General features: G+C 70.5%; 20 protein-coding genes. 10 read left to right on the top strand and 10 right to left on the bottom strand.

Annotation, left to right across the window (positions count from 1 at the left end; all coding sequences use genetic code 11):
* Positions 1–32 precede the first annotated feature (32 nt).
* From DEU31_RS12105 to iolC, 6 genes are all read right to left on the bottom strand, one after another.
* Positions 33–500, bottom strand: a complete 468-nt coding sequence (locus DEU31_RS12105; protein WP_133677309.1) for a VOC family protein — start codon at positions 498–500, stop codon at positions 33–35.
* Between the two features lie 190 nt (positions 501–690).
* Entirely contained in the window at positions 691–1,422 is a 732-nt protein-coding gene (locus DEU31_RS12110; protein WP_208109989.1) for a GntR family transcriptional regulator, read from the bottom strand.
* Between the two features lie 231 nt (positions 1,423–1,653).
* Complete coding sequence (locus DEU31_RS12115) at positions 1,654–2,727, bottom strand: Gfo/Idh/MocA family oxidoreductase (RefSeq protein WP_133677310.1); 1,074 nt, start codon at positions 2,725–2,727, stop codon at positions 1,654–1,656.
* Positions 2,724–3,605, bottom strand: coding sequence for a 5-deoxy-glucuronate isomerase (gene iolB / locus DEU31_RS12120; protein ID WP_133677311.1), 882 nt, complete (start codon positions 3,603–3,605; stop codon positions 2,724–2,726). Before iolB ends, DEU31_RS12115 begins: the two co-directional genes overlap by 4 nt.
* A 37-nt stretch (positions 3,606–3,642) precedes the next feature.
* Positions 3,643–4,578, bottom strand: coding sequence for a deoxyribose-phosphate aldolase (locus tag DEU31_RS12125; protein WP_133677312.1), 936 nt, complete (start codon positions 4,576–4,578; stop codon positions 3,643–3,645).
* Complete coding sequence (gene iolC, locus DEU31_RS12130) at positions 4,575–5,615, bottom strand: 5-dehydro-2-deoxygluconokinase (protein WP_133677313.1); 1,041 nt, start codon at positions 5,613–5,615, stop codon at positions 4,575–4,577. The genes DEU31_RS12125 and iolC overlap by 4 nt, the downstream gene beginning before the upstream one ends.
* Before the next feature lie 221 nt (positions 5,616–5,836).
* Between iolC and DEU31_RS12135 the strand changes: the two genes are divergently transcribed.
* The 10 genes from DEU31_RS12135 to DEU31_RS12180 all read left to right on the top strand — a co-directional run bounded on the left by DEU31_RS12135 (position 5,837) and on the right by DEU31_RS12180 (position 19,915).
* Entirely contained in the window at positions 5,837–6,868 is a 1,032-nt protein-coding gene (locus DEU31_RS12135) for a LacI family DNA-binding transcriptional regulator (RefSeq protein ID WP_166649494.1), read from the top strand.
* A gap of 244 nt (positions 6,869–7,112) precedes the next feature.
* Complete coding sequence (locus DEU31_RS12140) at positions 7,113–9,464, top strand: FAD-dependent oxidoreductase (protein WP_133677315.1); 2,352 nt, start codon at positions 7,113–7,115, stop codon at positions 9,462–9,464.
* Positions 9,465–9,635: 171 nt separating this feature from the next.
* Positions 9,636–10,568, top strand: coding sequence for a sugar ABC transporter permease (locus DEU31_RS12145; RefSeq protein WP_243733825.1), 933 nt, complete (start codon positions 9,636–9,638; stop codon positions 10,566–10,568).
* Positions 10,568–11,437 (top strand): carbohydrate ABC transporter permease, encoded by an 870-nt coding sequence (locus DEU31_RS12150; protein ID WP_208109986.1) that lies wholly within the window; start codon positions 10,568–10,570, stop codon positions 11,435–11,437. Before DEU31_RS12145 ends, DEU31_RS12150 begins: the two co-directional genes overlap by 1 nt.
* Positions 11,434–12,699: an extracellular solute-binding protein gene (locus tag DEU31_RS12155; RefSeq protein WP_133677316.1), complete on the top strand. Its 1,266-nt coding sequence runs from the start codon at positions 11,434–11,436 to the stop codon at positions 12,697–12,699. The genes DEU31_RS12150 and DEU31_RS12155 overlap by 4 nt, the downstream gene beginning before the upstream one ends.
* Positions 12,700–12,884: 185 nt before the next feature.
* On the top strand, positions 12,885–14,867 hold the full coding sequence (gene iolD / locus DEU31_RS12160) for a 3D-(3,5/4)-trihydroxycyclohexane-1,2-dione acylhydrolase (decyclizing) (protein ID WP_133677317.1): 1,983 nt from the start codon (positions 12,885–12,887) through the stop codon (positions 14,865–14,867).
* Positions 14,868–15,021: 154 nt separating this feature from the next.
* On the top strand, positions 15,022–16,518 hold the full coding sequence (locus DEU31_RS12165; RefSeq protein WP_133677318.1) for a CoA-acylating methylmalonate-semialdehyde dehydrogenase: 1,497 nt from the start codon (positions 15,022–15,024) through the stop codon (positions 16,516–16,518).
* Positions 16,519–16,861: 343 nt separating this feature from the next.
* The gene (locus DEU31_RS12170) at positions 16,862–17,818 is read left to right on the top strand and encodes a TIM barrel protein (protein ID WP_133677319.1); all 957 of its coding nucleotides are present in this window, start codon (positions 16,862–16,864) and stop codon (positions 17,816–17,818) included.
* Positions 17,819–17,831: 13 nt separating this feature from the next.
* The gene (locus DEU31_RS12175; RefSeq protein ID WP_133677320.1) at positions 17,832–18,701 is read left to right on the top strand and encodes a sugar phosphate isomerase/epimerase; all 870 of its coding nucleotides are present in this window, start codon (positions 17,832–17,834) and stop codon (positions 18,699–18,701) included.
* 38 nt (positions 18,702–18,739) lie between these two features.
* The gene (locus DEU31_RS12180) at positions 18,740–19,915 is read left to right on the top strand and encodes a Gfo/Idh/MocA family oxidoreductase (RefSeq protein ID WP_133677321.1); all 1,176 of its coding nucleotides are present in this window, start codon (positions 18,740–18,742) and stop codon (positions 19,913–19,915) included.
* A gap of 191 nt (positions 19,916–20,106) precedes the next feature.
* Here the strand turns inward: DEU31_RS12180 and DEU31_RS12185 are convergent, their stop codons facing one another.
* The 4 genes from DEU31_RS12185 to DEU31_RS12200 all read right to left on the bottom strand — a co-directional run bounded on the left by DEU31_RS12185 (position 20,107) and on the right by DEU31_RS12200 (position 25,278).
* A complete protein-coding gene (locus tag DEU31_RS12185) occupies positions 20,107–21,396 on the bottom strand; it encodes an alpha-L-fucosidase (RefSeq protein WP_133677322.1) in 1,290 nt (429 codons plus the stop codon).
* Positions 21,397–21,454: 58 nt separating this feature from the next.
* A complete protein-coding gene (locus DEU31_RS12190) occupies positions 21,455–22,336 on the bottom strand; it encodes an NAD(P)-dependent oxidoreductase (protein ID WP_133677323.1) in 882 nt (293 codons plus the stop codon).
* A gap of 49 nt (positions 22,337–22,385) precedes the next feature.
* Positions 22,386–23,744, bottom strand: a complete 1,359-nt coding sequence (locus tag DEU31_RS12195) for a four-carbon acid sugar kinase family protein (protein ID WP_166649495.1) — start codon at positions 23,742–23,744, stop codon at positions 22,386–22,388.
* 133 nt (positions 23,745–23,877) lie between these two features.
* On the bottom strand, positions 23,878–25,278 hold the full coding sequence (locus tag DEU31_RS12200) for a GntP family permease (protein ID WP_133677324.1): 1,401 nt from the start codon (positions 25,276–25,278) through the stop codon (positions 23,878–23,880).
* Positions 25,279–25,389 lie beyond the last annotated feature (111 nt).

The following is a 25,389-nucleotide window of genomic DNA, read 5'->3' on the forward strand; positions in this document are numbered from 1 at the left end:
GCGGCCCGGCCCCGCACGCCGGGCCGCGGCGCTCACTTCGCCTCGGGATCCGGCTGGTGGATGCCGAAGACGTTGTTCTCGGTGTCGTGGAAGTAGCCCTGCCAGGCCATGCCCGGCAGCGCGTACTTCGGCAGCGCGACCGTGCCGCCCGCGGCGGTGATCTTCTCGGCGACCTCGTCGAAGTCGGCAACGCCCATGGTCAGGGTGGCGCCCATGACCGGGCCGCCCACCTCGGCGTTCTCCCCGCCCGGGCGGCCGAGGATCGCGCCGTCGATGCCGGGGCCGGTGCCGGTGGTGACGCCGAAGTAGGGCATGCCGGCGAAGTCGGACCAGTCCTCGGTCGTCCACCCGAACACGCTCGTGTAGAACTCGACGGCGCGCTGCGGATCGGCGGCCTGGATCTCGAAGTGGACGGGGCGGCCCTTCGACCAGTCCTGGCCCTGCGCGGAGTCGCCGTCGGCGCTGCCTGCGGTGCCGGCCTGTGCGGAGTTCTCGGTCATGGCGGATCCTCTCCGATGCGGTCCCGCGCCGGTGCGGGGACTCGGGGGAAGCGTATGGCCGAGGGCCGACGGGCGGTAGACCTCATCGCGCCGAGATGGCTGTGTTCCCGAGGCACCGACGGTATGGTCGTGAACGGGTGACGTGCACTCTCGCGTTGCCCGTGACGTGACCGAGCGCTGTCGCCCACCCTCAGGAATCGACCAGCGTGACCTCGAACGAGTACCGGGACGCGCGGTACACGTGGTACCCGAACTCGATCACGCCGCCGTCATTGGCGAAGGACTTCCGCTCCATGGTCAGCAGCGGCGCGCCGATCTCCTCCTCGAGCAGCTCGGCGTGCTCCTCGTCGGCGACGGTCGCGCCGATCCGCTCATGGGCGAGGACGGTGGTGATGCCGCGCTCGCGCAGGCAGGCGTACAGGCCGGAGGCGGCGAGCGCCTCGCGGGAGGGCGCGATCCGCTCGGGGATCGTGTTGCGCATGAGGGCGAGGGGCTCCCCGTCGGCGTAGCGGACGCGGATCAGGTCCAGCACCTGCTCGCCCGGGGAGAGCTGCAGGCGGTCCAGCGCCTCCGGGGAGGGCCGGCCGATGCGGTACTCGATGATCTCGGTGCGCGGGGCTTTCCCGGCGGTGCGCAGGTCGTCGTACAGCGAGGTCAGCGCGACCTGCCGGTTCACGGGGGCCTGCACCACCTGGGTGCCGACGCCGCGCTTGCGCACCAGCATGCCCTTGTCCACGAGCTCCTGGATGCCCTGGCGCACGGTGGGCCGGGAGAGCTTCAGCCGCTTGGAGAGGGCCAGCTCGTTCTCGAGGCGGCTGCCCGGGGGCAGCACGCCGGAGCGGATCGCGTCCTCGATGCCGCCGGCGAGCTGCAGGTACAGCGGGGTGCTGGTATCGCGCTCGATCGTGAGGTCCAGGGTGATCGTGCCGTTCTCCGACGCGGCGCTGCCCGCCGCGCCGTTCCCCGGCGCCGCGTGCTCCGTCGTGCTCTCGATGGCGTCGCTCGTGCTCTCGCTGTCCACGTCTGTCTCCTCGTCCTCCGGGTCTCCCCAGGGAGTTCCGGGTCCTCCCCCGCCGCGGCGCGGGCCCGCCCCGCAGGATACGGGGCGGGCTGAGCCGTGGGGCCGCGGGCGGGGCTCCTCGACCGCGCCGCCTCAGGCGGGGCGCTCCTGCAGGGTCACGTCCACGGCGCCCTCGGCCGTGAGCGACCGCTCCGCCGCTTCGCACACCGCGGCTGCGGCATAGCCGTCCCAGGCGGTCGCCGAGCGGGGCGCGATGTTGCTGCCGTCGGCCACCGCGGCGACCCACGCCTGCACCTCCGCGTCGTAGGCGGCGATGAAGCGGGGGCGGAAGTCCAGCGGCACCTGCCCGCCCCAGCGGGAGCCGGCCTGCTGGGTGGTGACCATCCCGGCCTCCTGGCCCACGGTCGCCGCGCCCTTCGAGCCGACGAGCTCGGTGCGGACCTCGTAGCCGGCGTCGGTGCTGACCCACAGCTCGTCGGTGACGACGGTGCCGGAGGCGGTGCGGAACAGGAACAGCAGCGGGTCGTGCAGCCCCTCGGGCGCCTTCTCGGTGCTGCGCGGCATGACGGTCTGCACCGAGACCACCGGCTCCTCGAGGAAGAAGGAGATCGCGTCGATCTCGTGCACGGCCGAGTCGTAGACCATGTGGGTGTCGGTGAAGCCGGGCAGCACCGAGGCGTTGCGGTGCTTGCAGTTCAGCAGCATCGGCGTGCCGAGCTCGCCCGCCTCGAGGGCGTCCTTCAGTTCGCCGTAGCCGACGTCGAAGCGGCGCATGAAGCCGAGGGAGACCAGCGGGGTGCCGGCCTCGGCCTCGGCGCGGACCACGTCGTAGGCGTCGGAGGGGTTCATCGCCAGCGGCTTCTCGCAGAGCACCGGCTTGCCCGCCTCGATGCAGGCCAGGACCTGCTCGCGGTGGAACTCGCCGGGGCTGGCGATGAGCACGGCGTCGACGTCCTCGGCCGCGACGACCTCCTGCCAGGTGTCGACCACGCGGGAGCCGGCGGCGGTGGCGGAGACCTTCTCGGCGGTCTCGCGCAGGTAGTCGCTGAGCACGCTCACCCGGGCGCCCTTGATGCGCCGGGTGATGCGCTCGACGTGGTCGGCGCCCATCCGGCCCACGCCGATCACGCCGACGCGGACGTCCTGCGGGGGTGCGGTCTGCGGCGCCGCGTTCTGCTGCAACGGGGCTGCATGCTCTGCGGTCATCGGGCCTCTCCTTCGAGTCGCGGGTCGATCCCGGCGTCGGCCCAGGTGTCGCGCACCCAGCCCTGCTCGGGATGGTCGGTGATGTTCCAGGCCCGCTCCGCCTCGGGGCCGGCCATGACGTTGAGGTAGTACATGTCGTGGCCGGGCGCGGCGGCGCAGGGGCCGTGCCAGCCGTGCGGGACCAGGACCGTGTCGCCGCTGCGCACCTCGGTGAGCACGTCGATCGGCGTGTCCTCGCCGCTGGAGGTGGTCTGGTGGAAGCCGAAGCCGGGACCGGCCGGGCCGTCCTGGATCTCGTAGTAGTAGATCTCCTCCAGCTCCGATTCCGTCTCGGTCGTCTCGTCGTGCTTGTGCGCGGGATAGCTGGACCAGTTCCCGCCGGGGGTGATGACCTCGCAGGCGATGAGGGAGTCCATCTGGTCGAAAGCGCCGACGGTGCCGAAGTTGCGCACCTTGCGGGTCATGTTCCCGCCGCCGCGGATCTCGACGGGCACGTCCTCGGCGCGGATCAGCGCGACGGGGTGGGCGCCGGTGGCGACGGCGGTGGCGAGCGCGAAGCGGCCGCCCTCCTCGGAGGAGATCGTCAGCTGGGAGCCGACGGGGACGTAGAGCACGTCGGTCGCGGAGGCGAAGACGTCCTCGCGGCCGCGCAGGCGATGGGTCTCGCCGGCCACGGTGACGTCGCACGCCCCGTTCAGCGGCACGACCATCGCCTCGACGCCGCCCGCGGTGACCAGCTCGCTGCCGCCCGGGGCGAGGGCGAGGACGCGCAGGCCCGTGTGGACCCAGCCCTCGCGGGCGCCGGGATCGATGATCGTCTCGTAGTTCCCGCGGCCGGTGGACCCGGCCGGCAGGTGGAGCTGCTCGGTGGTGCTCATGGATGCTCTCCTGTTCTCGATGCTGGGAGCGGGATCGTCAGGACGCGCTCGCGGAGCGGATCATGTCGACCGAGGCGGAGACCGCCGCGGTGACGTCGTCCCCCGCCGGGTACAGCAGCGTCCGGCCGACGACGAGGCCGCGCACGTTCGGACGGGCCAGCGCCCTCCCCCACGAGGCGCGGATCGTCTCGGGATCGTCGTCCACCGGGTCGCCGCCGAGGATCAGGGTGGGCATGGTGGTCGCGTCCATGACCCGCTCCATGTCCTCGACCGCCGGGAGCTTCAGCCAGGTGTAGGCGCTGGTGGCGCCGAGGCCCTGGGCGATGTGGATGGACTTGATGACCGCCTCCGGGGAGAGGTCGTTGACGACCTTCGTGCCCGGCCCGCCGGGGCGGGAGGACATGAACGGCTCGACCATGGCGATCAGCTCGTGGCGGGCGAGGTCGGTGACGGCGTTCGCGCTCGCCTCGAGGATGAAGGAGGTGCGGTCGTCGTCAAGGTCGATGCGGGTGAGCATCTTCCCGCCGTCGAAGCCGGCCTGCTTGATCGAGGCGGCGTCGTAGGCGGTGAAGCGGTCCTCGATCTCCCAGGACCCGCCCTGCAGGCCACCCCGGTTCATGGAGGCGAACACGACCTTGTCCTCGAGCGCGCCCATGACCAGCAGGTCCTCGAGGATGTCGGCGGTGCCGAGCACCCCGTCCACGCCGGGCACGGCCAGCGCCTCGCGCATGCGGTCCAGCAGCTCGGTGCGGGAGGCCATGGCCTGGTCGCGGGAGCCGACGCCGAGGGCGCCGCGGGCGGGGTGGTCGGCGGCGATGATCATCATCGTGCCGTCGGTGTCGGCGACGGTGCGGCGCTTCCGCGCGGCGGCGAGGCGGGCGAAGCGGCCCGGATCCTCGATCCGCACGCGCGTGACCTCGTCGTAGGTCGAGACGAAGGCGCCGGCTCCGACGGCGGTGGGGCTGGTGGTCATCGCTGCTCCGCCCCGACGGCGCCGCGACGCCGCAGGGCCCCGAGCATCTCGTCGACCGTCTGCCCCTTGTTGGGATCGCCGCCCGCGATGAGCAGGTCGATCTCCTCGGTGGTGGGCATGGCGGTGGAGCACTCGAGGCGGCTGGTGACGATGGCGCCGGCCGCATTGCAGCGGATCAGCGTCTCCTCGAGGGACTGGCCGGTAAGCAGGCCGTGGCAGAGCGAACCGCCGAAGCTGTCGCCGGCGCCGAGGCCGTTGATCACCTGGATCATGTTCGGGGCGACGACCACGCGCTCGTCGGCGGTCTTCCCGAGCACGCCCTTGGGGCCCTGCTTGACGATCGCGACCTTCACGCCGGCCTCGAGCAGCGCGTCGGCCGCGCGCTCGGGCTCGGTCTCGCCGACGGCGACCTCGCACTCCTCCTTGTTGCCGACGGCGACCGTCGTAAACTTCAGCGCCTCGCGGTACTGCTCCCGGGCCTCCTCGATCGAGGACCAGAACATGGGCCGGTAGTCGAGGTCGAAGACGGTGTGCCCGGCGTTCGGGCCCCCGTCGCGGCCGCGGGCCTCGAGCGCCGCGTGATGGGCGGAGCGGCTGGGCTCCTCGGAGAGGCCGGTGCCGGAGAACCAGAACAGCGGGACCTCGCGGATCGCGTCCAGGTCGAGGTGCTCGGGCGCGACCTGCAGGTCGGGGGCGCTGGGCTTGCGGTAGAAGTACAGCGGGAAGTCGTCCGGCGGGAAGATCTCGCACAGCGTGATCGGGGTGTTCAGCTCGTCGTCCTTCACGACGTAGCGGCCGGAGACGCCCAGGCGCTCCATCTCCTTGACCACGTAGCGGCCGAAGGGGTCATCGCCCACGCCCGTGATCACGGCGGGCGCGTGCCCGAGCCGCGCCGCCGCGACGGCGACGTTGGTGGGGCTGCCGCCGAGGAACTTGCCAAAGCTGTGGATGTCCTCGAGACCCTTCTCGATCTCCAAGGGGTAGATGTCCACGCCGCTGCGGCCGAGCGTGATGATGTCGAGATCGGGTGCTGCCATGGGTCTCGTGGCCTCTCTGCTGACGGAACGGGTCGGCTACCCGGGGTGACCCGGCCGACGATGTCGCTCGATATCTCCATTGTGACATTTCCGACGCTATTTGTACAGACAAACAGGCCGGGGCGTCGGCGGCTAACGGTTGGCCTCCGGCGGCATTCCGCCGCTCCACCCCCGCACCGCGGGCCACCCGCTCCCGACGGGCCTTCGTTATGCTCGCACTCATGCCTCCCTCCCCCCAGGCGGTGCCGCAACGGCCGACAATCCGTGACGTCGCGGCGGTGGCGGGGGTCTCGAAGTCCCTGGTGTCGCGGGCTTTCGCGTCCCCCGGACGCGTCGGCGAGGACAGCCTGCGACGGATCATGGAGGCGGCCGATCAGCTCGGCTTCCGGCCCAGCTGGCCGGCCAGGGCGCTGAACAGCTCCGACGGGGGTTTCACGGGCATCGTCGTCTCGGATCTGTACTCGCCGGCGCTGGCTCCCATCGTCATCGGGGCGCATCGACGGCTCGAAGCGGCCGGCCGTCGTGTGCTCCTCTGCTCGGCGAGCTTGAACCAGCCGGGAGCCGATCGCGCCCTCGAGAAGGCCGCGATCGCCTTTTTGGGCGATCTGCGCCCCCAGAGCCTCCTGATCGTGGGCGCGGTGCGGGACGAGTCCAGCCTGGAGCCCCTGGGGAAGCTCGAGCCCACCGTCATCGCCGGGACCAGGGACGCCGGCATCGCCGCCGCGGCGGAGGTGTCAACCGATGACGAGGCCGGGATGCTCGCCGTCATCGACCACCTGGCGGGCCTGGGCCATCGGCGGATCGCGCACACCTCCGGGATCGGGCGGGTCGGCGAGGCTCGTGCCAGGGCATATGAGCATGCCATGGAGAGCAGCGGTCTCGCCGGGCACGTCCTGATCGACCGGGCCGACTTCGAGGAGGAGGCGGGCTACGCAGCGGCTCGACGTCTCCTCGCGCTGCCCGAGCCGCCGACGGCGATCACCACGGCAGGGGACCATGCGGCGCTGGGGGTCCTGGCGGCCGTGCGCGAGGAGGGGTCAGGGACGTCCGTGGTCGGCTACGGAAACGCTCCGGCCTCGGCCTATCACCTGGCGCGGCTGACGACCGTCGATCCCGACAATCAGGCGATTGGTGCGGCGGCGGCGGAGGCCCTGCTCGATGCGGGCCCGACGCAGGGGTCCCCGCCGCAGCAGATCCGCGTGGCACCGCGCCTGGTGGAGCGTTCCACGACGGGCCCTCCGCCGCGGCGCTGAGCGCGGGAGCCGAGGAGCGCGGGAGCGCTCGGCGACCCCACCGGTCGGGAGCTCCCGGCGCACCCGGAGCACCGCCCGCACGCAGACCTCTCGAGCCGTCACCGGCGGTCTCCGGAAGAGAAGTCAACCTCCAGCAGAACATTGACAGGACATGAAACGCCGATGTACGTTGTGGACCGGTCCACGGCTTGTGGACCGGTCCACATGGTCGTGGACGACTTCCACGCTAACGGAGGAAGAGCCGATGCGCACAGTCGCGGAGGAGTACGACGTCGTCGTGTGCGGAGGAGGGCTGGCCGGATTCTCGGCCGCCCTGTCCTCCGCGCGGCATGGGGCCCGGACGGTCCTGGTCCAGGACCGTCCGGTACTCGGCGGCAACTCGTCCTCGGAGGTGAGAGTCACCCCGCACGGCGCGGCGGCCTTCCACGGGTATGCCCGCGAGACCGGCATCATCTCCGAAGCCCTGATCCAGGACCGGGCGACCAACCACGTCCCGATCGAGGAGAACGGCTGGACCAACTCGGTCTGGGACATGATCCTGTACGACATGGCGGTCCGCACGCCGCACCTCACCCTGCTCCTCAACACCGGTGTCGAGTCCGCCGTGGTGGCGAACGGCAGGATCGCCGCCATCACGGCGCGCACCTGGGGTGCGGAGCTGATCCACGAGATCACCGGATCGGCGTTCATCGACTGCACCGGCGACGGGACGCTCGGAGCGCTCGCCGGCAACCCGTCGCGCCAGGGCATGGAGGCCGCCGCGGAGTTCGGTGAGACCTATGCGCCCGAGGAGGCGGGCTCGGGAACCATGGGATCCTCGCTGCATTTCAAGACTGTCGACACCGGTGTGCCCACGCAGTTCCGCGCTCCCGACTGGGCAGAGCGCTACGACAACGACGACTTTCTCGTCAAGGGCGGGAGGAAGATCCAGACGTTGGTGAGCGGATACTGGTGGATCGAGCTGGGTGCTCCGTGGGACACCCTGTACGAGAACGAGACGCTGCGCCACGAACTCACCCGCCATGTCCTGGGCATCTGGGACTACCTCAAGAACCGCCACCCCTACTGGTCCCCGCGTGCCGAGAACCTCGCCCTGGACTGGGTGGGGCAGGTGCCCGGCAAGCGCGAATCCCGTCGTCTCGAGGGGCGCCACATGCTCGTCGAGCAGGACCTCATCGAGAACCGGGTGTTCGAGGACGAGGTCGCGTTCGGCGGCTGGTACATGGATCTCCACACCATCGGCGGACTCCTGAAGGAGGTCGCCGAGCCCTCGACGCAGAAGCAGTGGGCTGATCCGGCCACGGCGTCGATGGGATCGAAGTACGTCAGACCGTTCGGGATCCCCCTGGGTGCGCTGACCTCCGGCAGCCTGGACAACCTCCTCTTCGCGGGGCGCAACATCTCGGCCTCGCATGTTGCGATGTCCGCCACCCGCGTGATGGGCACCGCCGCGTCCATGGGCCAGGCGGTGGGGGTCGCGGCGGCCCGGAACTTCGCCGCTCCGAAGGTCCTCGACGCCGCCTTCGCGGACATCGACGGGATCCAGCAGTCGCTGCTGCGCGACGGGGCGTTCCTCGTGGGTGTCAGCAATCATGATCCCGCTGACCTCGCGCGCTCCGCCGAGGTGACCGCAAGCTCCACCGACGTCGTACGCGGTGTCGGGCCGGCGACCGCGGCTCGCCTCGGCGGACTCGACTACTGGCGCAACTATCCGCTCTTCCCCTACAGCGGTAAGCTGGAGCGCCGCGTCGGCCAGTGGATCGCACGCGGGCAGGGCCAGCACCTGGAGACGATCGGCCTGTGCCTGTCCAACCACCACGACGCTCCCGTCGCAGTGTCGGCGACCGTCCACGCGGTCGACGGCATCTGGGACTACCGCACGGAGCCGGGAGAGCCGCTGGCGACCGCCGAGCTGATGGTCCCCCCGGGGGGGCCGGCCTGGCTGGACTGGGACATCGGGCTGCCCGAGGCCGCGGAGAGCGACTACGTGCGCATCGATCTCCGACCGGCCGACGGTGTCGAGTGGCACATCTCCCCGGCGGTGCAGCCGGGACAGATCGCCGCCTTCGAGGATCGACCGGGCCACTATCGCCGGTTCGGCTCGGGCCAGACTCTGAGCTTCCGCCTTACCCCGGCGCAGCGTGCCTACGAGCCCGCCCAGGTGACCTCCGGCTGCACCCGTCCGCGCCGCTCCACGAACCAGTGGCGCTCCGATCCGGCAGAGCCCCTGCCACAGTGGTTGCAGCTGAGCTGGACGGAGCCGCAGTATCTGCGGCAGGTCCAGCTGACCTTCGCGGGCCACCTCCTGCGCGAGTACCACGCGTATCCCCCGTTCTACCGGGACCCGCAGTGCGTCCGGGACTACGATCTCCAGGTCCCCGAGGGGGAAGGATGGCGGACGATCATCCGGGTGGAGGACAACACGGCCACCCGGGTCGTGCACACCCTCGACACCCCCGTGAGGAGCGACCGCCTGCGCCTGGTGGCGCTGGCGACCCACGGCGACCCCTCCGCCGGGGTGTACGAGTTCCGCGCCTATGCCGACTCGGTATGCACGGAGCCCTCGTTCTCGGGTCGCGAGACGACCCCCGCTTAGCCCCACAGGGCGACTCCCAGGCAGTCGCCACCCGCGCCGGGCGGATCGAATGATCGATCGACCCGTCACCCGCTGCAAGCAGTGCTCGACGAGGAGAGGCTTGAGAGACATGAGATCGCAGATGGCACCCTCGAGGTCGGTCCGACCTCCCGCCCTTTCGAGGGCCGACAGGTGAGCGTCGCCCAGGGCGCCGCGACGGCGCACCGCGAGCAGAGCCATCACCGCAGGGGGTGGAGCAAGCGCGGGTTCGCCTACGCCCTCGCGGCGCCCGCGCTGGTTCTGTTCGTCGTGGTGATCGCGTACCCGCTGCTCCAGGCGCTCTGGTACGGCTTCACCGATCAGAGCCTGCTGGATCGGGAGGGCGGCTTCATCGGCCTCGTGGGCATCACCGCGAAGCTCACCGATCCGGAGTTCTGGCGCGTGGTCGCACAGACGGTGATCTTCGTCGTGGGATCCACCGGCGGATCCTTCGTCCTCGCGCTGGCGATGGCCCTGGGACTGAACGCCCCTATCCGCGCGGTCGCGGTGTGGCGTTCGGCGCTCCTCATCCCGTGGTTGCTGCCGGGGGTCGTCGTCTCGTTCCTGTGGGCGTGGATCCTCAACGCGAACTACGGCCTCCTCAACGGCGTCATCGCACTGCTCGGCGGGGACGGGACGATGAATTGGCTCGACTCCCCGGTCTTCGCGATGGCCGGCGTCATCCTCGCCAAGGTGTGGACGACGTTCCCCTGGATGGCCGTGCTGCTGCTGGCAGCTCTGCAGGGTGTACCCGACGAGGTGCACGACGCGTCCGCGGTCGACGGCGCCTCCGGCTGGAAGAAGCAGTGGCACGTCATTCTGCCGCAGATCAAGCCCGCGATCGCGCTCACGCTGCTCCTCGAGTGCATCTGGGGATTCCAGCACTTCGAGATCCCCTACGTGATGACGGGCGGCGGGCCCGTTGGATCTACGACGACGCTGTCGGTCGATCTCTACCAGGCCGCGTTCGAGCGCTTCGATCTGGGCGAGGCGGGCGCCATCGGCGTGCTGTGGACGATCCTCATGTCGGCCATCGTCGTCGTCTATCTGCTCTACACCGCACGGCAGGAGAGGGAGGCGAAGTGATGACCGCGATAAAGACATCACCCACAGTGACGCCGCGGCACGGCCGCTCGAGACTGCAGGCGCGCCCCACCGCTCCCTATCTGACCCTGATCGTCGTCGGGCTGTTCGCGCTCGTACCCGTTGTCTGGATGGTCATCACGTCGATGACCTCGGACACGGACATCTTCCAGTTCCCTCCGACACTGGCGCGGGACTACACGCTCGACAACTTCCTCTTCGTCCTCACGGATGCGACGCTGCTCGGCTTCGTCGCCAACGGCATCCTGGTCTCGGGCCTGACGTGCCTGTGCAGTCTCGTCGTCGGATCCTTCGCCGGGTACGCGTTCTCGAAGTTCCGGTTCCGCGGACGCGCGACCATGATGTTCCTCATCCTGACCGCCCAGATGGTCCCGCAGGTGCTGCTGCTCATCACCCTGTACACGCTGTTCGACGCGGTGGGCATGATCGATACCTATCTGGCGCTCGTGCTCTCGTACACGACGTTCACGCTCCCGCTGTCGGTCATGATGATGAAGAACTCCTTCGATGCGCTCCCCGACGCCCTCCTGGAGGCGGCCCGTCTCGACGGGGCCGACGAGCTGCGCACGATGTTCAGCGTGATGCTCCCGGCGGTGCGCACGCCGATGATCGCGATCTGCCTCTTCTCCTTCATCCGGGCCTGGAACGACCTGCCCTTCGCACTCACGCTGGTCAGCACGGAGAGGCAGACGCTCCCCGCCGGTCTCGCGCTCGCCTTCACGGGGGAGTTCCAGAACGCGTACGGCGAGATGATGGCGGCCTCCATCCTCACCTCCCTGCCGGTAGTGGTCATCTTCTTCGCGCTGCAGAAACACTTCGTCAGCGGTGCCATGACAGGAGCGGTGAAATGAACTCCACTACGGATCGACGCGGCTTCCTGCGCACGTGCGCGGCCGGTGCCGCCGGCGCACTGCTGGCGGGTTCGGCCTCCTGCTCCACGGCCGATCGCAGCGGTGCTGACGACACCTTGTCCTTCACCTCCTGGGGGTTCGCCGAGACCCGGAGCAGCACGGCCATGCGAGAGGCCTGCGAGGTCTACACGGAAACCACGGGCCTGACGGTCGATGAACGGGTGTATCCGTACGACAAGTACCTCAACCAGCTCGTCCTCTCCGCGCGCGGTGGTCGGATGACAGGGATCGTCCACATCGACGAGGAGTGGATGAGCGCCCTCGCGACCGCGGAGGTCATCAAGGATCTCAATCCTCACGTGGACACCGCGCTCTACCCCCGGGTGATCGACAAGGCCGGCAGCTACGACGGCGTGCGGTACGCCATGCCCTGGACGCAGTCCGCCCTCGGGATCGTGACGAACGGTCCGATGCTCCGCGATCTCGGGATCGACACTTCGACCTTCGACGACATCGACGGGTTCACCCGTGCGCTGCGGCGCATCAAGGATTCCGATGGTTCGCTGATCCCCTACGCCCCCTGCTCCGCGGTCACCCAACTCAAGGACTTCATTCCCTGGATCTGGGCGTTCGGCGGGACCGTGTACGAGAGCGGCGAGGTCACGCTCGGCGACCCGGGCTCGAAAGATGCTCTGGACTACTGGAAGATGCTGCTCGACGACGGGCTGATCCAGGCGGGCATGGACCGTGAGGGCGCCCGGACCCTCTTCGCTCAGCAGCGGACAGCGATCTACGATGACGCCCCGCAGGCCATCGGGGTCATACCGCCGCAGTCCAGCGATCCCGACATCGCGTCCAAGATGGAGGTGGTGCGGCGCCCCGCACGAGACGGCGAGGGCCACAACCTGATCTGGAGCCAGCCTCTGGTCGCGCTGGACGACAGCGAGGCCACCGTGGAGGCCCTGCGCATCTTCAGCACGGATCTCCGCACGCAACAGATCGCCTTCGAGGGACTGGGGAACCCGCCCACGACGATCGAGGCGATCGAGTCGCCGTGGTTCGCCGAGGACAGCTTCCACGAGCAGTGGAACCGCGTCGTGGTGGCGTCCGCCCGGCGCAATCCGCTGTGGGACTTCCCGATCGGCTCATCGGCGCAGCGCGCTCATGACGAGGCGATCGAACAGGGGCTGCGCGGCACGGTGTCCTCGACCCAGGCGTTGAAGGAAGGCAAGGAGGCGCTGATGGAGCTCCTAAGGGGCTGAGAACGACGCGCGGGGCGCGCCGGACAACCCGGGTCACTCACACGACGGCATATGTCCTGACAAATACTTGACAGCTGCTGTCATGTCTCGTCATGCTGGTCCCATCTGAACTCACCGTCGAGTCCGAGCGACAGATGGTGTCACCCACGGCCCGTCCAAGACGGATCCAGCATCACGGAGGCAGCATGAGCGAGAATCCTTCGGCCCCTGCCGCGGCGTCGGCCGCCGGCGCATCGTCGGCCCCCGCCGGCACGATCCGGCTCACCGTCGCCCAGGCCCTGGTGCGCTTCCTCGCCGCTCAGCACAGCGAGCGCGACGGCGTGCGACAGCGTCTGATCCCCGGCACCTTCGGCATCTTCGGCCACGGCAACGTCGCGGGCGTCGGCCAGGCGCTCCTGCAGAACGCGCTGGACCCCGCCCCCGCCGAGGCCGGCGCGCCGGCCGAGGCCGCCATCCCCGCCGAGGCGGAGATGCCCTACTACCAGGCCCGCAACGAGCAGAACATGGTCCACACGGCCGTGGCCTACGCGCGCACGAAGAACCGTCTGCAGGCCATGGCGTGCACCGCCTCGATCGGCCCGGGCTCGACGAACATGGTCACCGGCGCGGCCCTCGCCACCATCGACCGGATCCCCGTGCTGATCCTGCCCAGCGACGTCTTCGCCAACCGCGCCGTGGACCCTGTGCTGCAGCAGCTCGAGGACGAGCGGGCCATGGACGTCACCGTCAACGACGCCTTCCGCCCCGTCTCGCGCTACTTCGACCGCATCTGGCGCCCCGAGCAGCTGATCCCCTCGCTGCTGGCCGCGATGCGCGTGCTCACCGACCCCGCCGAGACCGGCGCCGTGACCCTCTGCCTCCCCCAGGACGTGCAGGCCGAGGCGCACGACTGGCCCGTGGAGCTGTTCGCCGAGCGCACCTGGCACGTCGGCCGCCCCGTGCCGGAGCCCGCGGCGCTGGACCGCGCCCTCGAGGTGATCCGCGGGGCGGAGCGCCCCGTCGTCATCGCCGGCGGCGGCGCGATCTACTCCGAGGCGAGCGAGGCGCTCGCGGCCTTCACCGACGCGACCGGCATCCCGGTGCTGGACACTCAGGCCGGCAAGGGCGCCCTCAGCGCCGACCACCCGCTGTGCATCGGCGGCGTCGGCGCGACCGGCAACGACGCGGCGAACACCCTCGCCGCGGAGGCCGACGTGGTGATCGGCGTGGGCACCCGCTACACCGACTTCACCACCGCCTCCCACACCGCCTTCCGCAACCCCGACGTGCGCTTCGTGAACCTCAACGTCAAGGCCTTCGACGCCGCGAAGCACGCCGCGACCATGCTGGTGGCCGACGCCCGCGAGGGCCTCGCCGCCCTGCAGGCCGGGCTCTCCGGCTGGCAGGCCCCGGCCGCGCACGGCGAGCGGGCCAGGCAGCTCCGCGCCGACTGGGAGCAGCTCGTCGAGCCCTGCTTCCGGCCCCACGACCAGGAGCTGCCCGCCCAGACCGAGATCTTCGGCGCGCTGAACGAGCTGATGGGCGACACCGACATCGTCATCAACGCCGCCGGGTCCATGCCCGGCGACCTGCAGGCGCTGTGGAAGGCCCGCTCCCCGCAGCAGTACCACCTCGAGTACGGCTACTCCTGCATGGGCTACGAGCTGCCGGCCTCGCTCGGCGCGAAGATGGCCGCGCCGGAGTCGGAGGTCGTCGCGATCATCGGCGACGGCACCTTCCAGATGGCGCCGCAGGAGATCGCGACCATCGTCGCCGAGCGGATCAAGGTCATCCTGGTGATCCTGCAGAACCACGGCTGGTCCTCGATCGGCTCCCTCTCGGAGTCCCACGGCAGCCAGCGCTTCGGCACCAAGTACCGCATGCGCGACGAGAACAGCGGGATGCTCGACGGCGACAAGCTCCCCTTCGACATCCCCGCGAACATCCGCTCCTACGGGCTCGAGGTGCAGGAGGTCTCCGACACCGAGTCCTTCCGCGAGGCGTACCGCCGGGCGGAGCAGTCCGAGGAGGCGACCGCGATCGTGGTCAACACGAACCTGTACGGCCCGAACCCGCCCGGGATCGGCTGGTGGGACGTGCCGGTCAGCGCCGTCTCCCGCCTGGAGTCCACCCAGCAGGCCCGCGCCCAGTACGAGCAGGACCTCGTCCCGCAGCGCCACTACCTCTGAACCGTTCCAGGCCGCGCACGATTCTGCGTCCTGTGCGTGGCCTTAACTCCATATACGTCCTGAGGTCACGCCTGGAGCGCAGAAGTTCGCGCAGCGCCACTACCTCTGATCCACCGCAGACCACCACGACACCCCACCTCCGAGGAGAGACACCATGGGATACGAGATCACTCACTGGATCGACGGCCGCGAGGTCGCCGGAGCCGGCTCCACCCAGCCGATCATGAACCCCGCCACCGGCGGCGAGGTCGGCACGCTGCAGCTCGGCGACGCCTCCACCGTCGACCAGGCCGTCGAGGTCGCCCGGCGCGCGCAGAAGGAGTGGGCGAAGGTCTCGCTCGCCAAGCGCACCCAGATCCTCTACCGCATGCGGCAGCTGATGATCGAGAACACCGACGAGATCGCCGTCGTGATCTCCCGCGAGCACGGCAAGACCGTCGGCGACGCGAAGGGCGAGATCGCCCGCGGCCTGGAAACGCTCGAGTTCGCCACCTCCATCACGCAGGACCTCAAGGGCGGCTTCTCCCAGAACATCTCCACCGGCGTGGACGGCCACACCCTGCGCCAGCCGCTCGGCGTCGTCGCCGGGATCACCCCCTTCAACTTCCCGGCGATGGTGCCCTTCTGGATGCACCCGATCGCGATCGCGACCGGCAACGCTTTCATCCTCAAGCCCTCCGAGCGCGATCCCTCCGCCTCGAACATCGTCGCCCGCCTCTACCAGGAGGCCGGCCTGCCCGACGGCGTGTTCCAGGTGGTCCACGGCGGCAAGACCGTCGTCGACGCGCTGTGCGAGCATGACGGCGTCGCAGCCGTTTCCTTCGTCGGCTCCACCCCGATCGCCAAGCACGTCCACGCCACCGCCTCCGCGGCCGGCAAGCGGGTCCAGGCCCTCGGCGGCGCGAACAACCACGCCGTGGTGATGCCGGATGCGAACGTCGAGTTCGCCGCCGCGCAGGTCGCCTCGGGCGCCTTCGGCTCCGCCGGCGAGCGCTGCATGGCCGTCCCGGTCGCGGTGACCGTGGGCGACGTGCACGAGGAGTTCCTCGCCGCGATCAAGGCCGAGGCCGAGAAGCTCGTGGTCGGCCCGGGCGACGACGAGAGGACCGACATGCCGCCGGTCATCACGCCCGACGCGAAGGCGCGCGTGATCCGCATGACCGACGAGGCCGAGCAGGCCGGCGCCACCATCGTCGTCGACGGCCGCGGCCTCGTGGTCGAGGGCCACGAGAACGGCAACTTCGTGGGGCCGACGATCATCACCAATCTGGCCGCCGACCACCCGACCTACACCGAGGAGGTCTTCGGCCCGGTGCTCGTGGTGATGCACGTGAACAACTTCGACGAGGCGATCGACCTGGTCAACGCCTCGCCGTTCGGCAACGGCACCGCGATCTTCACCGACTCCGGCCACTACGCGCGCCGCTTCGAGGACGAGATCCAGGTGGGCATGATCGGCATCAACGTGCCGATCCCGACCCCGGTGGGCTACTACTCCTTCGGCGGCTGGAAGGACTCGCTGTTCGGCGAGCACCACGCCCACGGCCCCGAGGGCGTGTCCTTCTACACCCGCCAGAAGGCCGTCACCACCCGCTGGCCCTCGCAGAACGAGACGGTCGAGTCCTCGATGAGCTTCCCGACCCACCACTGAGCAGCTGCACGGGCGGCCGACGGGGCCAGGCGGGCTCCGTCGGCCGCCCGGCCCCGTCGAACATTCGACCTGTCCTGTCAGCCGCCCGCCCGTCGGCCATCCGACCCGTCCCGTCAGCCACCTGGACCGTCCCGCTGGCCGCTCAGTCCGGCGCTTCAGCCGCATGGCGCGTCCCGTCGGCCCCCGGTTCCCGGCCCCGCAGGTTTTGCGTCCGCTACGACTCATAGCAGCACCCGCATGAGTCGTAGCGACAGCAAAACCTAATCAGCAGCCGCGCAGCCGCCGGTTCCACGGCCGGCACCGCCGGCCCCACGCCCCGCATGACCTCCGAAGGAGCAGAGTCTTGACCACCACCTCGCCCTCCCCCGCCGCCGGCGACAAGTCGCGCAATCCCGAAGCGCCCTACGACAAGCTCACGATCGGCGTGTGCCCCGACCAGTGGGGCGTGTGGTTCCCCGAGGACGAGAAGCAGATCCCGTGGCGCACCGCGCTCGGCGAGATGGCCGAGGCCGGCTTCTCCGTGATGGAGACCGGGCCGTGGGGCTACTTCCCGAAGGACGCGAAGGAGCTGAAGTCCGTGATGGACGAGCACGGCTTCCGCGTCGTGGCCGGGACCGGCTGGGGCATCCTGCACAAGGAGGAGGCCTGGCCGGAGACGGAGAGGACCTTCCGCGCGATCGCCGAGACACACGCCGCCGTCGGCGCGGAGTACATGGTGCACCTGCCGCCGATGTACCGCGACGAGAAGACCTGGGAGTTCACCGACGATCGGGAGCTGACCGGCGAGGCGTGGCGGCGCTACGTCGAGAACGCGAACGAGCTGGGCCGCATCATGAAGCAGGACTACGGCCTCACGATGGTGCTGCACCCCCACGGCGACTCCCACATCGAGACCCCCGAGGAGATCGCCCGCGTCTTCGAGGCGACCGACCCGGAGCTGGTCAGCTTCTGCCTGGACACCGGCCACATCGTCTACGGCGGCGGCGACCCGATCTCGATGATCGACGAGTACCCCGAGCGGATCGGCTACGTGCACATCAAGGCCTTCGACCCGGACATCACCCGCGAGGCGCACGAGAAGGACTGGCCCTTCGGCGAGGCCGTCGCCAAGGGCGCCTCGGTGAAGCCGCCGGCGGGCCTGCCGGACATGAAGGACCTGGTCCAGAAGCTGGTCACCCTCGACAAGGAGCTGTACGTGATCTGCGAGCAGGACCTCTATCCCTGCGATCCGTCGCTCCCGCTGCCCAACGCCATCGCGACCCGCGAGTTCCTGGCCGAGTGCGGCCTGGGCGTGAAGTGAGAGGAGACCTCCCATGGTGAAGATCCTGCTTGACCCGTCCATGTACCACCCCCACCTCAGCGTCGCCGAGGAGCTCGCGAAGGCCGCCGAGCTCGGCTTCGAGTACCTCGAGCTCTCGCCCCGCGCCGACTTCCACGAGTGGCACCACTACCCCAAGGTGGACCGCCACCAGATCGCCGAGGTGAAGCAGGCGATGAAGGACACCGGAGTGAAGATCTGGACCTTCAACCCCGTCTTCGACTGGGCGAGCCCCGACGAGCAGGAGCGCCAGGCTCAGGTGCGCAACTGGAAGCGGCTGCTGGAGATCGCCGACGCCCTCGAGGTGCCGCTGATCGCGACCGAGTTCTCCGGCGACCCGAACCGTCCCCGGCAGAGCGAGGGGCAGTTCTACAGGTCGATGGAGGAGCTGATCCCCGTCTTCGAGAAGTACGGCCTGGAGTGCACGATCGAGGCGCACCCCTACGACTTCGTCGAGGAGAACGACCGGGCCGTGCAGATCATCCGCGGCGTGGACCGCGACTGGCTCAACTACGAGTTCTGCTTCCCGCACGCCTACCACCTGGGCCAGGGCGCGCGGGATCCGCGCGAGATGATGGACTACGCCGGTGACCGGCTGAAGCACCTGCACATCGCGGACGTCTTCGACCACACCGCGAACGTCGGCAACCGCTACATCATGAACCCGCCGGGGGTCGACGCCCGCATCCACCAGCACAACGAGATCGGCAACGGCGAGATCGACTGGGACGCCGCCTTCGCCTACCTGCGCGAACGCGAGTACGACGGGCCCGTGTCCGTGTGCGTGTTCGGCTGGGAGGAGGAGGCCGACGCGATCAACGTGCGGATGCGCGAACGGATCCAGAAGGAGCTCGGCGCCGACTGAGCCCCGGCGGCCCGACCTCGACCCTCGAAGGAGACGACATGCGTGAGATCGGCATCGGCGTGGTGAGCCTCGGCTGGATGGGGCGGCTGCATTCCGCGTCCTACCAGCGGATCCCCTCCCGCTTCCCGGAGCTCGGCATCCGTCCGCGGCTCGTGGTCGCGGCGGACCCGATCGAGGAGAACCAGCAGGCCGCCGTGGAGCAGTTCGGCTTCGAGAAGGCCGTCGCCTCGATCGACGAGGTGCTCGCCGATCCGGAAGTGGACGTCGTCTCGATCTGCTCCCCGAACTTCCTCCACCGCGACTTCGCGGTGAAGGCGGCCACGGCGGGCAAGCCCTTCTGGATCGAGAAGCCGATGGGCGTCTCCGCCGAGCAGTCCCGCGAGATCCGCGACGCCGCGGCGGCGGCGCGGGACGGCGCCGGCATCGCGACCGCGGTGGGCTTCAACTACCGCCATGCCCCCGCGATCGCGCACCTGCGCGAGCTCGTCCGCGGTGGGCGGCTGGGGCGGATCACGAACGTGCGCTGCTGGCTGATCGCCGACTACGCCTCCTCCCCCGAAGGCCCGCTGACCTGGCGCTACGACCGCGCCAAGGGTGGCAGCGGTGTGATAGGCGACCTGCTCTCGCACGGCGCGGACCTGGTCCAGCACGTCACCGGTCAGCGGATCGCCGAGGTCTCCGCGACCACCGACATCTTCGTCCGCGACCGGCCGGTCCCGACGAAGCTCGGCGTGGGCCACGGCGGCTTCGAGGTGGGCGAGGAGCGAGGAGAGGTCGAGAACGAGGACTGGGTCGCGGCGCTCGCCACCCTCGACGGCGGTGCGCATGCAACGCTCGAGTCCTCCCGCGTCGCCCGCGGCCACCGCAGCGACTACGCGCTGGAGGTGTTCGGCACCGAGGGCTCGGCCCGCTGGTCCTTCACCCGCATGAACGAGTTCGAGGTGATGATCGGCGAGGGCGGCACCGAGCACGGCTATACCACCGTGCTCGCCGGCCCCGGCCACGGGGACTACGCCCGCTTCCAGCCCGGCCCCGGCATCCCCATGAGCTTCGACGACCTCAAGACCATCGAGGGCGCCGCCTTCCTCTCCGACGCGGTCCACGGCACGCAGCTCGCGCCGACCGCGGAGGACGGGCTCAGCGCCGCCGAGATCTGCGAGGCGATCGTGCGCTCGGCCGCCTCCCGCAGCTGGGAGGACGTCGTCCAGGACTGACGGCGCCCGGGTGACAGCTCCCGCCCACGCCGGCACCGTCCTCGCTGCAGCGCACAATTCTGCGTCCCCTGCGTGATCTCACCGCCCTGTGCGCGCTGAGGTCACGCGGGGGTCGCCGAATTGTGCACGCCCGAAGAGGTGAGCGGCGTCAGCCCGTTCGGCGCAGGCGCGCCGCCGACGTTCCGGTCGCCTCAGTCCGCCCGTGCCGCCGAGACCGCGACCGGTGCCGCCTCCACACCGACGAGGCTCACCTCGACCCCGCCTGTCGGCCAGTCGTAGCCGGCGGGCAGCGCCGCGGCGTCGATCCGCACCTCGCCCGCGGGGCCGCTGAGGAAGACGTGGCACATCCCGTCCTTCTCGACCGCCCGCGCCCAGTCGACGCCGTCGAGCGTGAGCTCGCCGAGGCCGCGGGAGCCGGCCAGGTGCGCCTTGTGCTCGGCCATGAACTCGCCGAGCGACTCGAGCGCCGCGACCTGCAGCTCGTGGAGGGAGCCGTCGGCGCGGGGGCCGACGTTCAGCAGCACCCGGCCGCCCTTGGAGACCGCGTCGACGACATGGCGCACGGCCTCTGCGCCGGACATGTACTGGGAGGCGTCCTCGACCTGGTTGTACCCGAAGGACAGGCCCACGCCGCGGCAGTTCTCCCAGGGCAGCCCCTCGGGGATCTCGCCGGCCTGGTACTCGGTGGTCACGAAGTCCTGGTGCGCGCCGGCGAAGCGGTCGTTGATCAGGCCCTCGGGCCGCTCCGCGTAGAAGTGCTCGAGCAGCTGGCCGAGCCCGCCCTCCTCGAAGTGGAAGTTCTCGTCGGGCCAGCCGATGTCGTTCCAGAAGACGTCGGGTGAGTAGCGGTCGATGAGGTCGCGGACGTGGGAGGCGCAGTACTTCCCGTACTCGTCGTCCCGCGGACGCTTCAGGTCGTGCACGTCCTCACCGCTGACCAGCGGCTCCGTCGGCCGGACGTGCCAGTCCAGACCGCCGGAGTAGTAGACGCCGAAGCGCATGCCCGCCTCGGTCACCGCGCTCGCGATCTCGCCGACGAGGTCCCGCTGCGGGCCGCGGTGCACGGTGTTGCGGTCCCCGGTGCCGGGGGCGTCCCACAGGGTCACGCCGTCGTGGTGCTTGGTGGTGGGCACGACGTAGTCCGCGCCGGCGCGGCGGAACAGGTCGGCCCAGGCGGCGGGGTCGAAGTCGGAGGTGTCCCACTGGTCCAGGAAGTCGTCGTAGGGCGCGTCGCCGTGGACCTCCCGGTGGTGCTCGGCCGCCGGGGAGCCCTCGATGCGGATCGTGTTGAAGTACCACTCGGCGTAGGGGTTGTGGGCGAACCAGCCGGCGTCGTCGGGGACCGCGCCGAGCTCTGCGGTGGGCTCGGCCCAGGCGGGCACGGAGTACGGGCCCCAGTGGATGAAGATGCCGAGCGGGGCGTCGCAGAACCACTCGGGCAGTCGCTGCGGGAGGGAATCCCAGGTCGAGGGGTCGCTCATGGCGGTGGGGCTCTCCTTCGAGTCGGGCGTGCAGGCTTGGTCCGAGTGTCCTCCTTGCTCAGCCCTCCCGCAGCACCCGGTACACGATCGAGTCGTCGCGGCGGTCCCAGCCGAGCTCGCTGCCGCGGCGGTAGAGCTGCTGTGCGGCGGTCGCGAGCGGCACCTGCTGGTCCACCTCCTCTGCGGCCTCGGCGACCAGCCCCATGTCCTTGACGAAGATGTTCAACGCGGTGCGGACGTCGTCGTAGGCGCCCTCGACCATGCGTGCGCCGCGGTCGCCGAACATGAATGAGGCGGCCGCGCCGGTGCCGAGCACCCCGTGGACCTGGCGGAGGTCCAGGCCCATCGAGTCGGCGAGCGCGAGCGCCTCGCCGGCGGCGGCGATGTGCACGCCGCACAGCAGCTGGTTGACGATCTTGAAGCGCTGCCCGTCCCCGGGCTTCGGGCCGACGACGGGGGCGTTCGAGGCCAGGGCGTCCAGGACCGGGCGCGCGGCCGCGACGTCTGACTCCGCACCGCCGACCATGACCAGCAGGTCGCCGTCGGCCGCGCGGGCGGCCCCGCCGGAGACGGGCGCGTCCACGATCCGCACGCCCGTGCCCGCCAGACGGGTCGCGGTCGCGTCGAGGGCGGCGGGGCCGACGGTCGACATGATCAGCAGGATGGTCCCGTCGGCGAGCTCGCCGGCGATCCCGTCCTCCTCGCCGAAGAGGACGGCGTCCAGCTGGTCGGGGGTCGCGACCATGACGGCGACGACGTCGGCGCCTCGCGCGGCCTCGCGCGCTGTCTCCGTCGTGGCGGCGACCTCGGCGATCGCCTCACGGGCCGCGGGGAACAGGTCGTAGGTGGTCACGGGCAGTCCTGCGCCGGCGAGGGCGCGGGCCATGGGGGCGCCGATCGCGCCCAGTCCGATCCAGGCGACAGCGGGGGTGGTGGTCATCGGGAGCTCCTCAGGTCGGGGGCTGGAGACGGCAGGGTGGCGGTCGGCGTCAGCGGGCGGCGACGGCGGCGGTGAGCACGTCGACCACGTCGGCGAGGGCCTGCTCGCCGCCGACGTTGCCGGGGAAGACGACGTAGGGCGCACCCATGACCTCGTCCGGCGCCTCCTGGGCGGAGAACAGCGAGACCTGCCCGGGCCAGAACTGTCCCTCGACGCGGGCGCGACGGATCCCGAGGCCGTTCTCGGCGACCTCGTGGGAGGTGATCCCGCCCTTGGCGACCACCCAGGCGGGCTTCGCCGCGCGCACCCGCCGGACCACCTCGACCACGGCGTCGGAGACGCTGCGGGCGATGGCGAGGGACTCGGCGGGATCGTCGGTGCGCACCAGGTCGCGGCTGGTAAAGACGACGCAGTCGGAAGTGCGGAGGGTCGCCGTCGCCTGCGCGGCGACGTCGGCGAGGTGGTGCTCGCGGCGCTCGTCGAGCACGGAGGGGACGTGGATCTCGACCTCGGCGAGGGTGCCGCGCTGCTGGACGGCGCGCAGCTGCGTGGTGGTCAGTCCGACGTGGGAGCCGACGACGACCAGGCCGTGGTCGAGCCGCCCCTCGGGGATCGTGATCGAGTCGGGGTCGACGACGCGTGCGCCCTGCTGCCCGACCAGTGGGCGCACGAAGGAGGGCGCGCAGCGGGTGACGAAGGTGCGCCCCTCCGCCTCCAGCAGCGCCATGGCCTCGGCGACGACCTTGAGATCGGTGTACTCGGTGGCGTTGACGACCACCCAGCGGCGGTCCCGGGCGTCGGCGAGGATCTCCCGCACCCGGCCTGCGCCGGCGCGGATGTCCTCGAGGGAGACGGAGAGGACGTCGGCCGCGCGCACCGCTCCCCCGGAGCGCTCCTCGAGGAAGGCGCGCAGGTCGGAGCTGGTGAACCCGAAGGTGGCGTCGCGGGCGAAGTCCGTCTCGGCGACCTCGACGGCCTCGCCGTCGACGGTGGCGTAGTGGACGTCGCGCTCGGTGAACCGGCCCGCCTCGAGCATCGCGGGGCAGAGCACGAAGGCGTCGACGTCGATGCCGCGCGCGGCGAGCTCGTCGGCGATCGCGACCGGTTCGGCGATGACGTGCCCGCGCAGGGTCGAGTCGGAGCGGGAGACGACGTGGAGCCCGGTGGCGGGCACTCCCCCGTCGAGCACCCCGGCCAGGACGCGCCGGTTCAGCGCGACCGCCTCCTGCTCGTCGAGCGCGCGCGTGTTCGTCAGGACGAAGCAGGCGCTGCCGGGCTGCTCGAGGACGCCGACGGGGATCGCCGGGTCGAGGTCGAAGGCGACATCGATCCCGGCGACGCACTGCGAGCCGGTGGGGTCGTCGTCGAGGATCAGCAGGCGACGGTCGGAGGGCGAGGTCGCGGTCACGGGTCCTTCTTCCAGGGGGCGGGACGAGGCGGGCAGCACGGGGCAGATGCCGCTTCACGAGCAGGGCCGGGACGAGGCGGAGCAGGGACGACGAGCGCCCCTGCTCCCACCTTGTCAGATCTGCACCGGTCGTCTACGCGGCGATCAGGAACACGACCGAGGACAGCGCGAAGCCGAGCAGCGAGATCGTCGTGCCGACCAGCGACCAGGTCTTGAACGTCGTGATCGTGTCGAAGCCGCAGAACTTGCCGATCAGCCAGAAGCCGGAGTCGTTCACGTGCGACCAGCCGATGGACGCGGCGCCGATCGCGATGACGACGGCGGCGACCGCGATGGTCCCGAAGTCGCCGGCCATGATCGCCGGCGCCATGATCGAGGCGCCGGTGGTCGCGGCGACGGTCGCCGAGCCCTGCGCGATGCGCATCGCCATGGTCACGAGGTACGCGGCGATGATCAGCGGGAGCCCCATCGCATCCAGGCCCTCGGCGACCTGTCCGCCGATGCCGGTCTCGGTGAGGACGCGGCCGAAGGCGCCGCCGGCGCCGGTGATCAGGATGATCGAGCAGACGGGGGCGAGCGCGTCGTCCACGAGCTCCTCGAGAAGTCCGCCCACCTGCTGACCGGAGCGACGGCGCGGGATCACATAGAGCAGCACCATCGCGGTCAGCGCGGACAAGGACATCGCGACCGGGGTCGCCCCCACTAGTCGGGAGAGCTGGTAGAGGACGTTCTGATCGGAGACGGAGCCGGAGGCCTCCATGGTCGAGAGCCCGGTGTTGAAGAAGATCAGCACCAGCGGCATGAGGAGGACCAGCAGGATCGCCCCGAAGGCGGGCCGTTCCCCGACCGGGACCTCGCGCGGCTCGCCGAGCAGGGCCGGCACCGGGGTGTCCGGGAAGCGCTTCGAGATCGCCCGGGCGACCAGGTAGCCGCCGAAGTACCAGGTGGGAAGCCCGATCAGAAGCCCGACGAGGATCACGAGACCGATGTCCGCGCCCATCACCGTCGCGGCGGCCGTGGGCCCGGGGTGGGGCGGCAGCAGCGCGTGCATCATCATGAACGACGCGATCGAGGGGAGCACGTAGAGCATGAACGAGCCGCCGAGGCGTCGGGCGACCGTATAGATGACCGGCAGCATCACGATGAAGCCGGCGTCCAGGAAGATCGGGAACGCGTAGAACAGCGAGGCGACCGAGAGGGCGAGCGGCGCCCGCTTCTCCCCGAAGGTGTCGAGCATCTTGTCGGCGAGCACCTGCGCGCCGCCGGTGACCTCGATGATGCGTCCGAGGACCGCGCCGAAGCCCACGAGCAGGGCGACTGTGCCCACGGTGCTGCTGAAGCCGGCGATGACCACGTCGATCACGTCGGCGACGCCGATGCCGGCGGCGAGGCCGGTCAGAACAGCGACGATCAGCAGCGAGAAGAAGGCGTGCAGACGGGTCTTGATGATCAGGAACAGCAGGAAGGCGATCGCGACGACCGCGATCGTCAGGAGCAGCCAGACAGGCCGCTCCGCGAGGACGAGTTCTTCCACGGGAGTGTCTCCAGGGGTGTGGTGGCGGTGCTCGTCGGGTGCCGTCACGCCGGAGCGCTCGGGACCCGGGTCGGCGCGCGGGTCCCGAGCGCTCGCTCGAGTCCCGGGCGT

The sequence above is a fragment of the Brachybacterium sp. AG952 genome, assembly GCF_004362645.1.
Lineage (GTDB): Bacteria > Actinomycetota > Actinomycetes > Actinomycetales > Dermabacteraceae > Brachybacterium > Brachybacterium conglomeratum.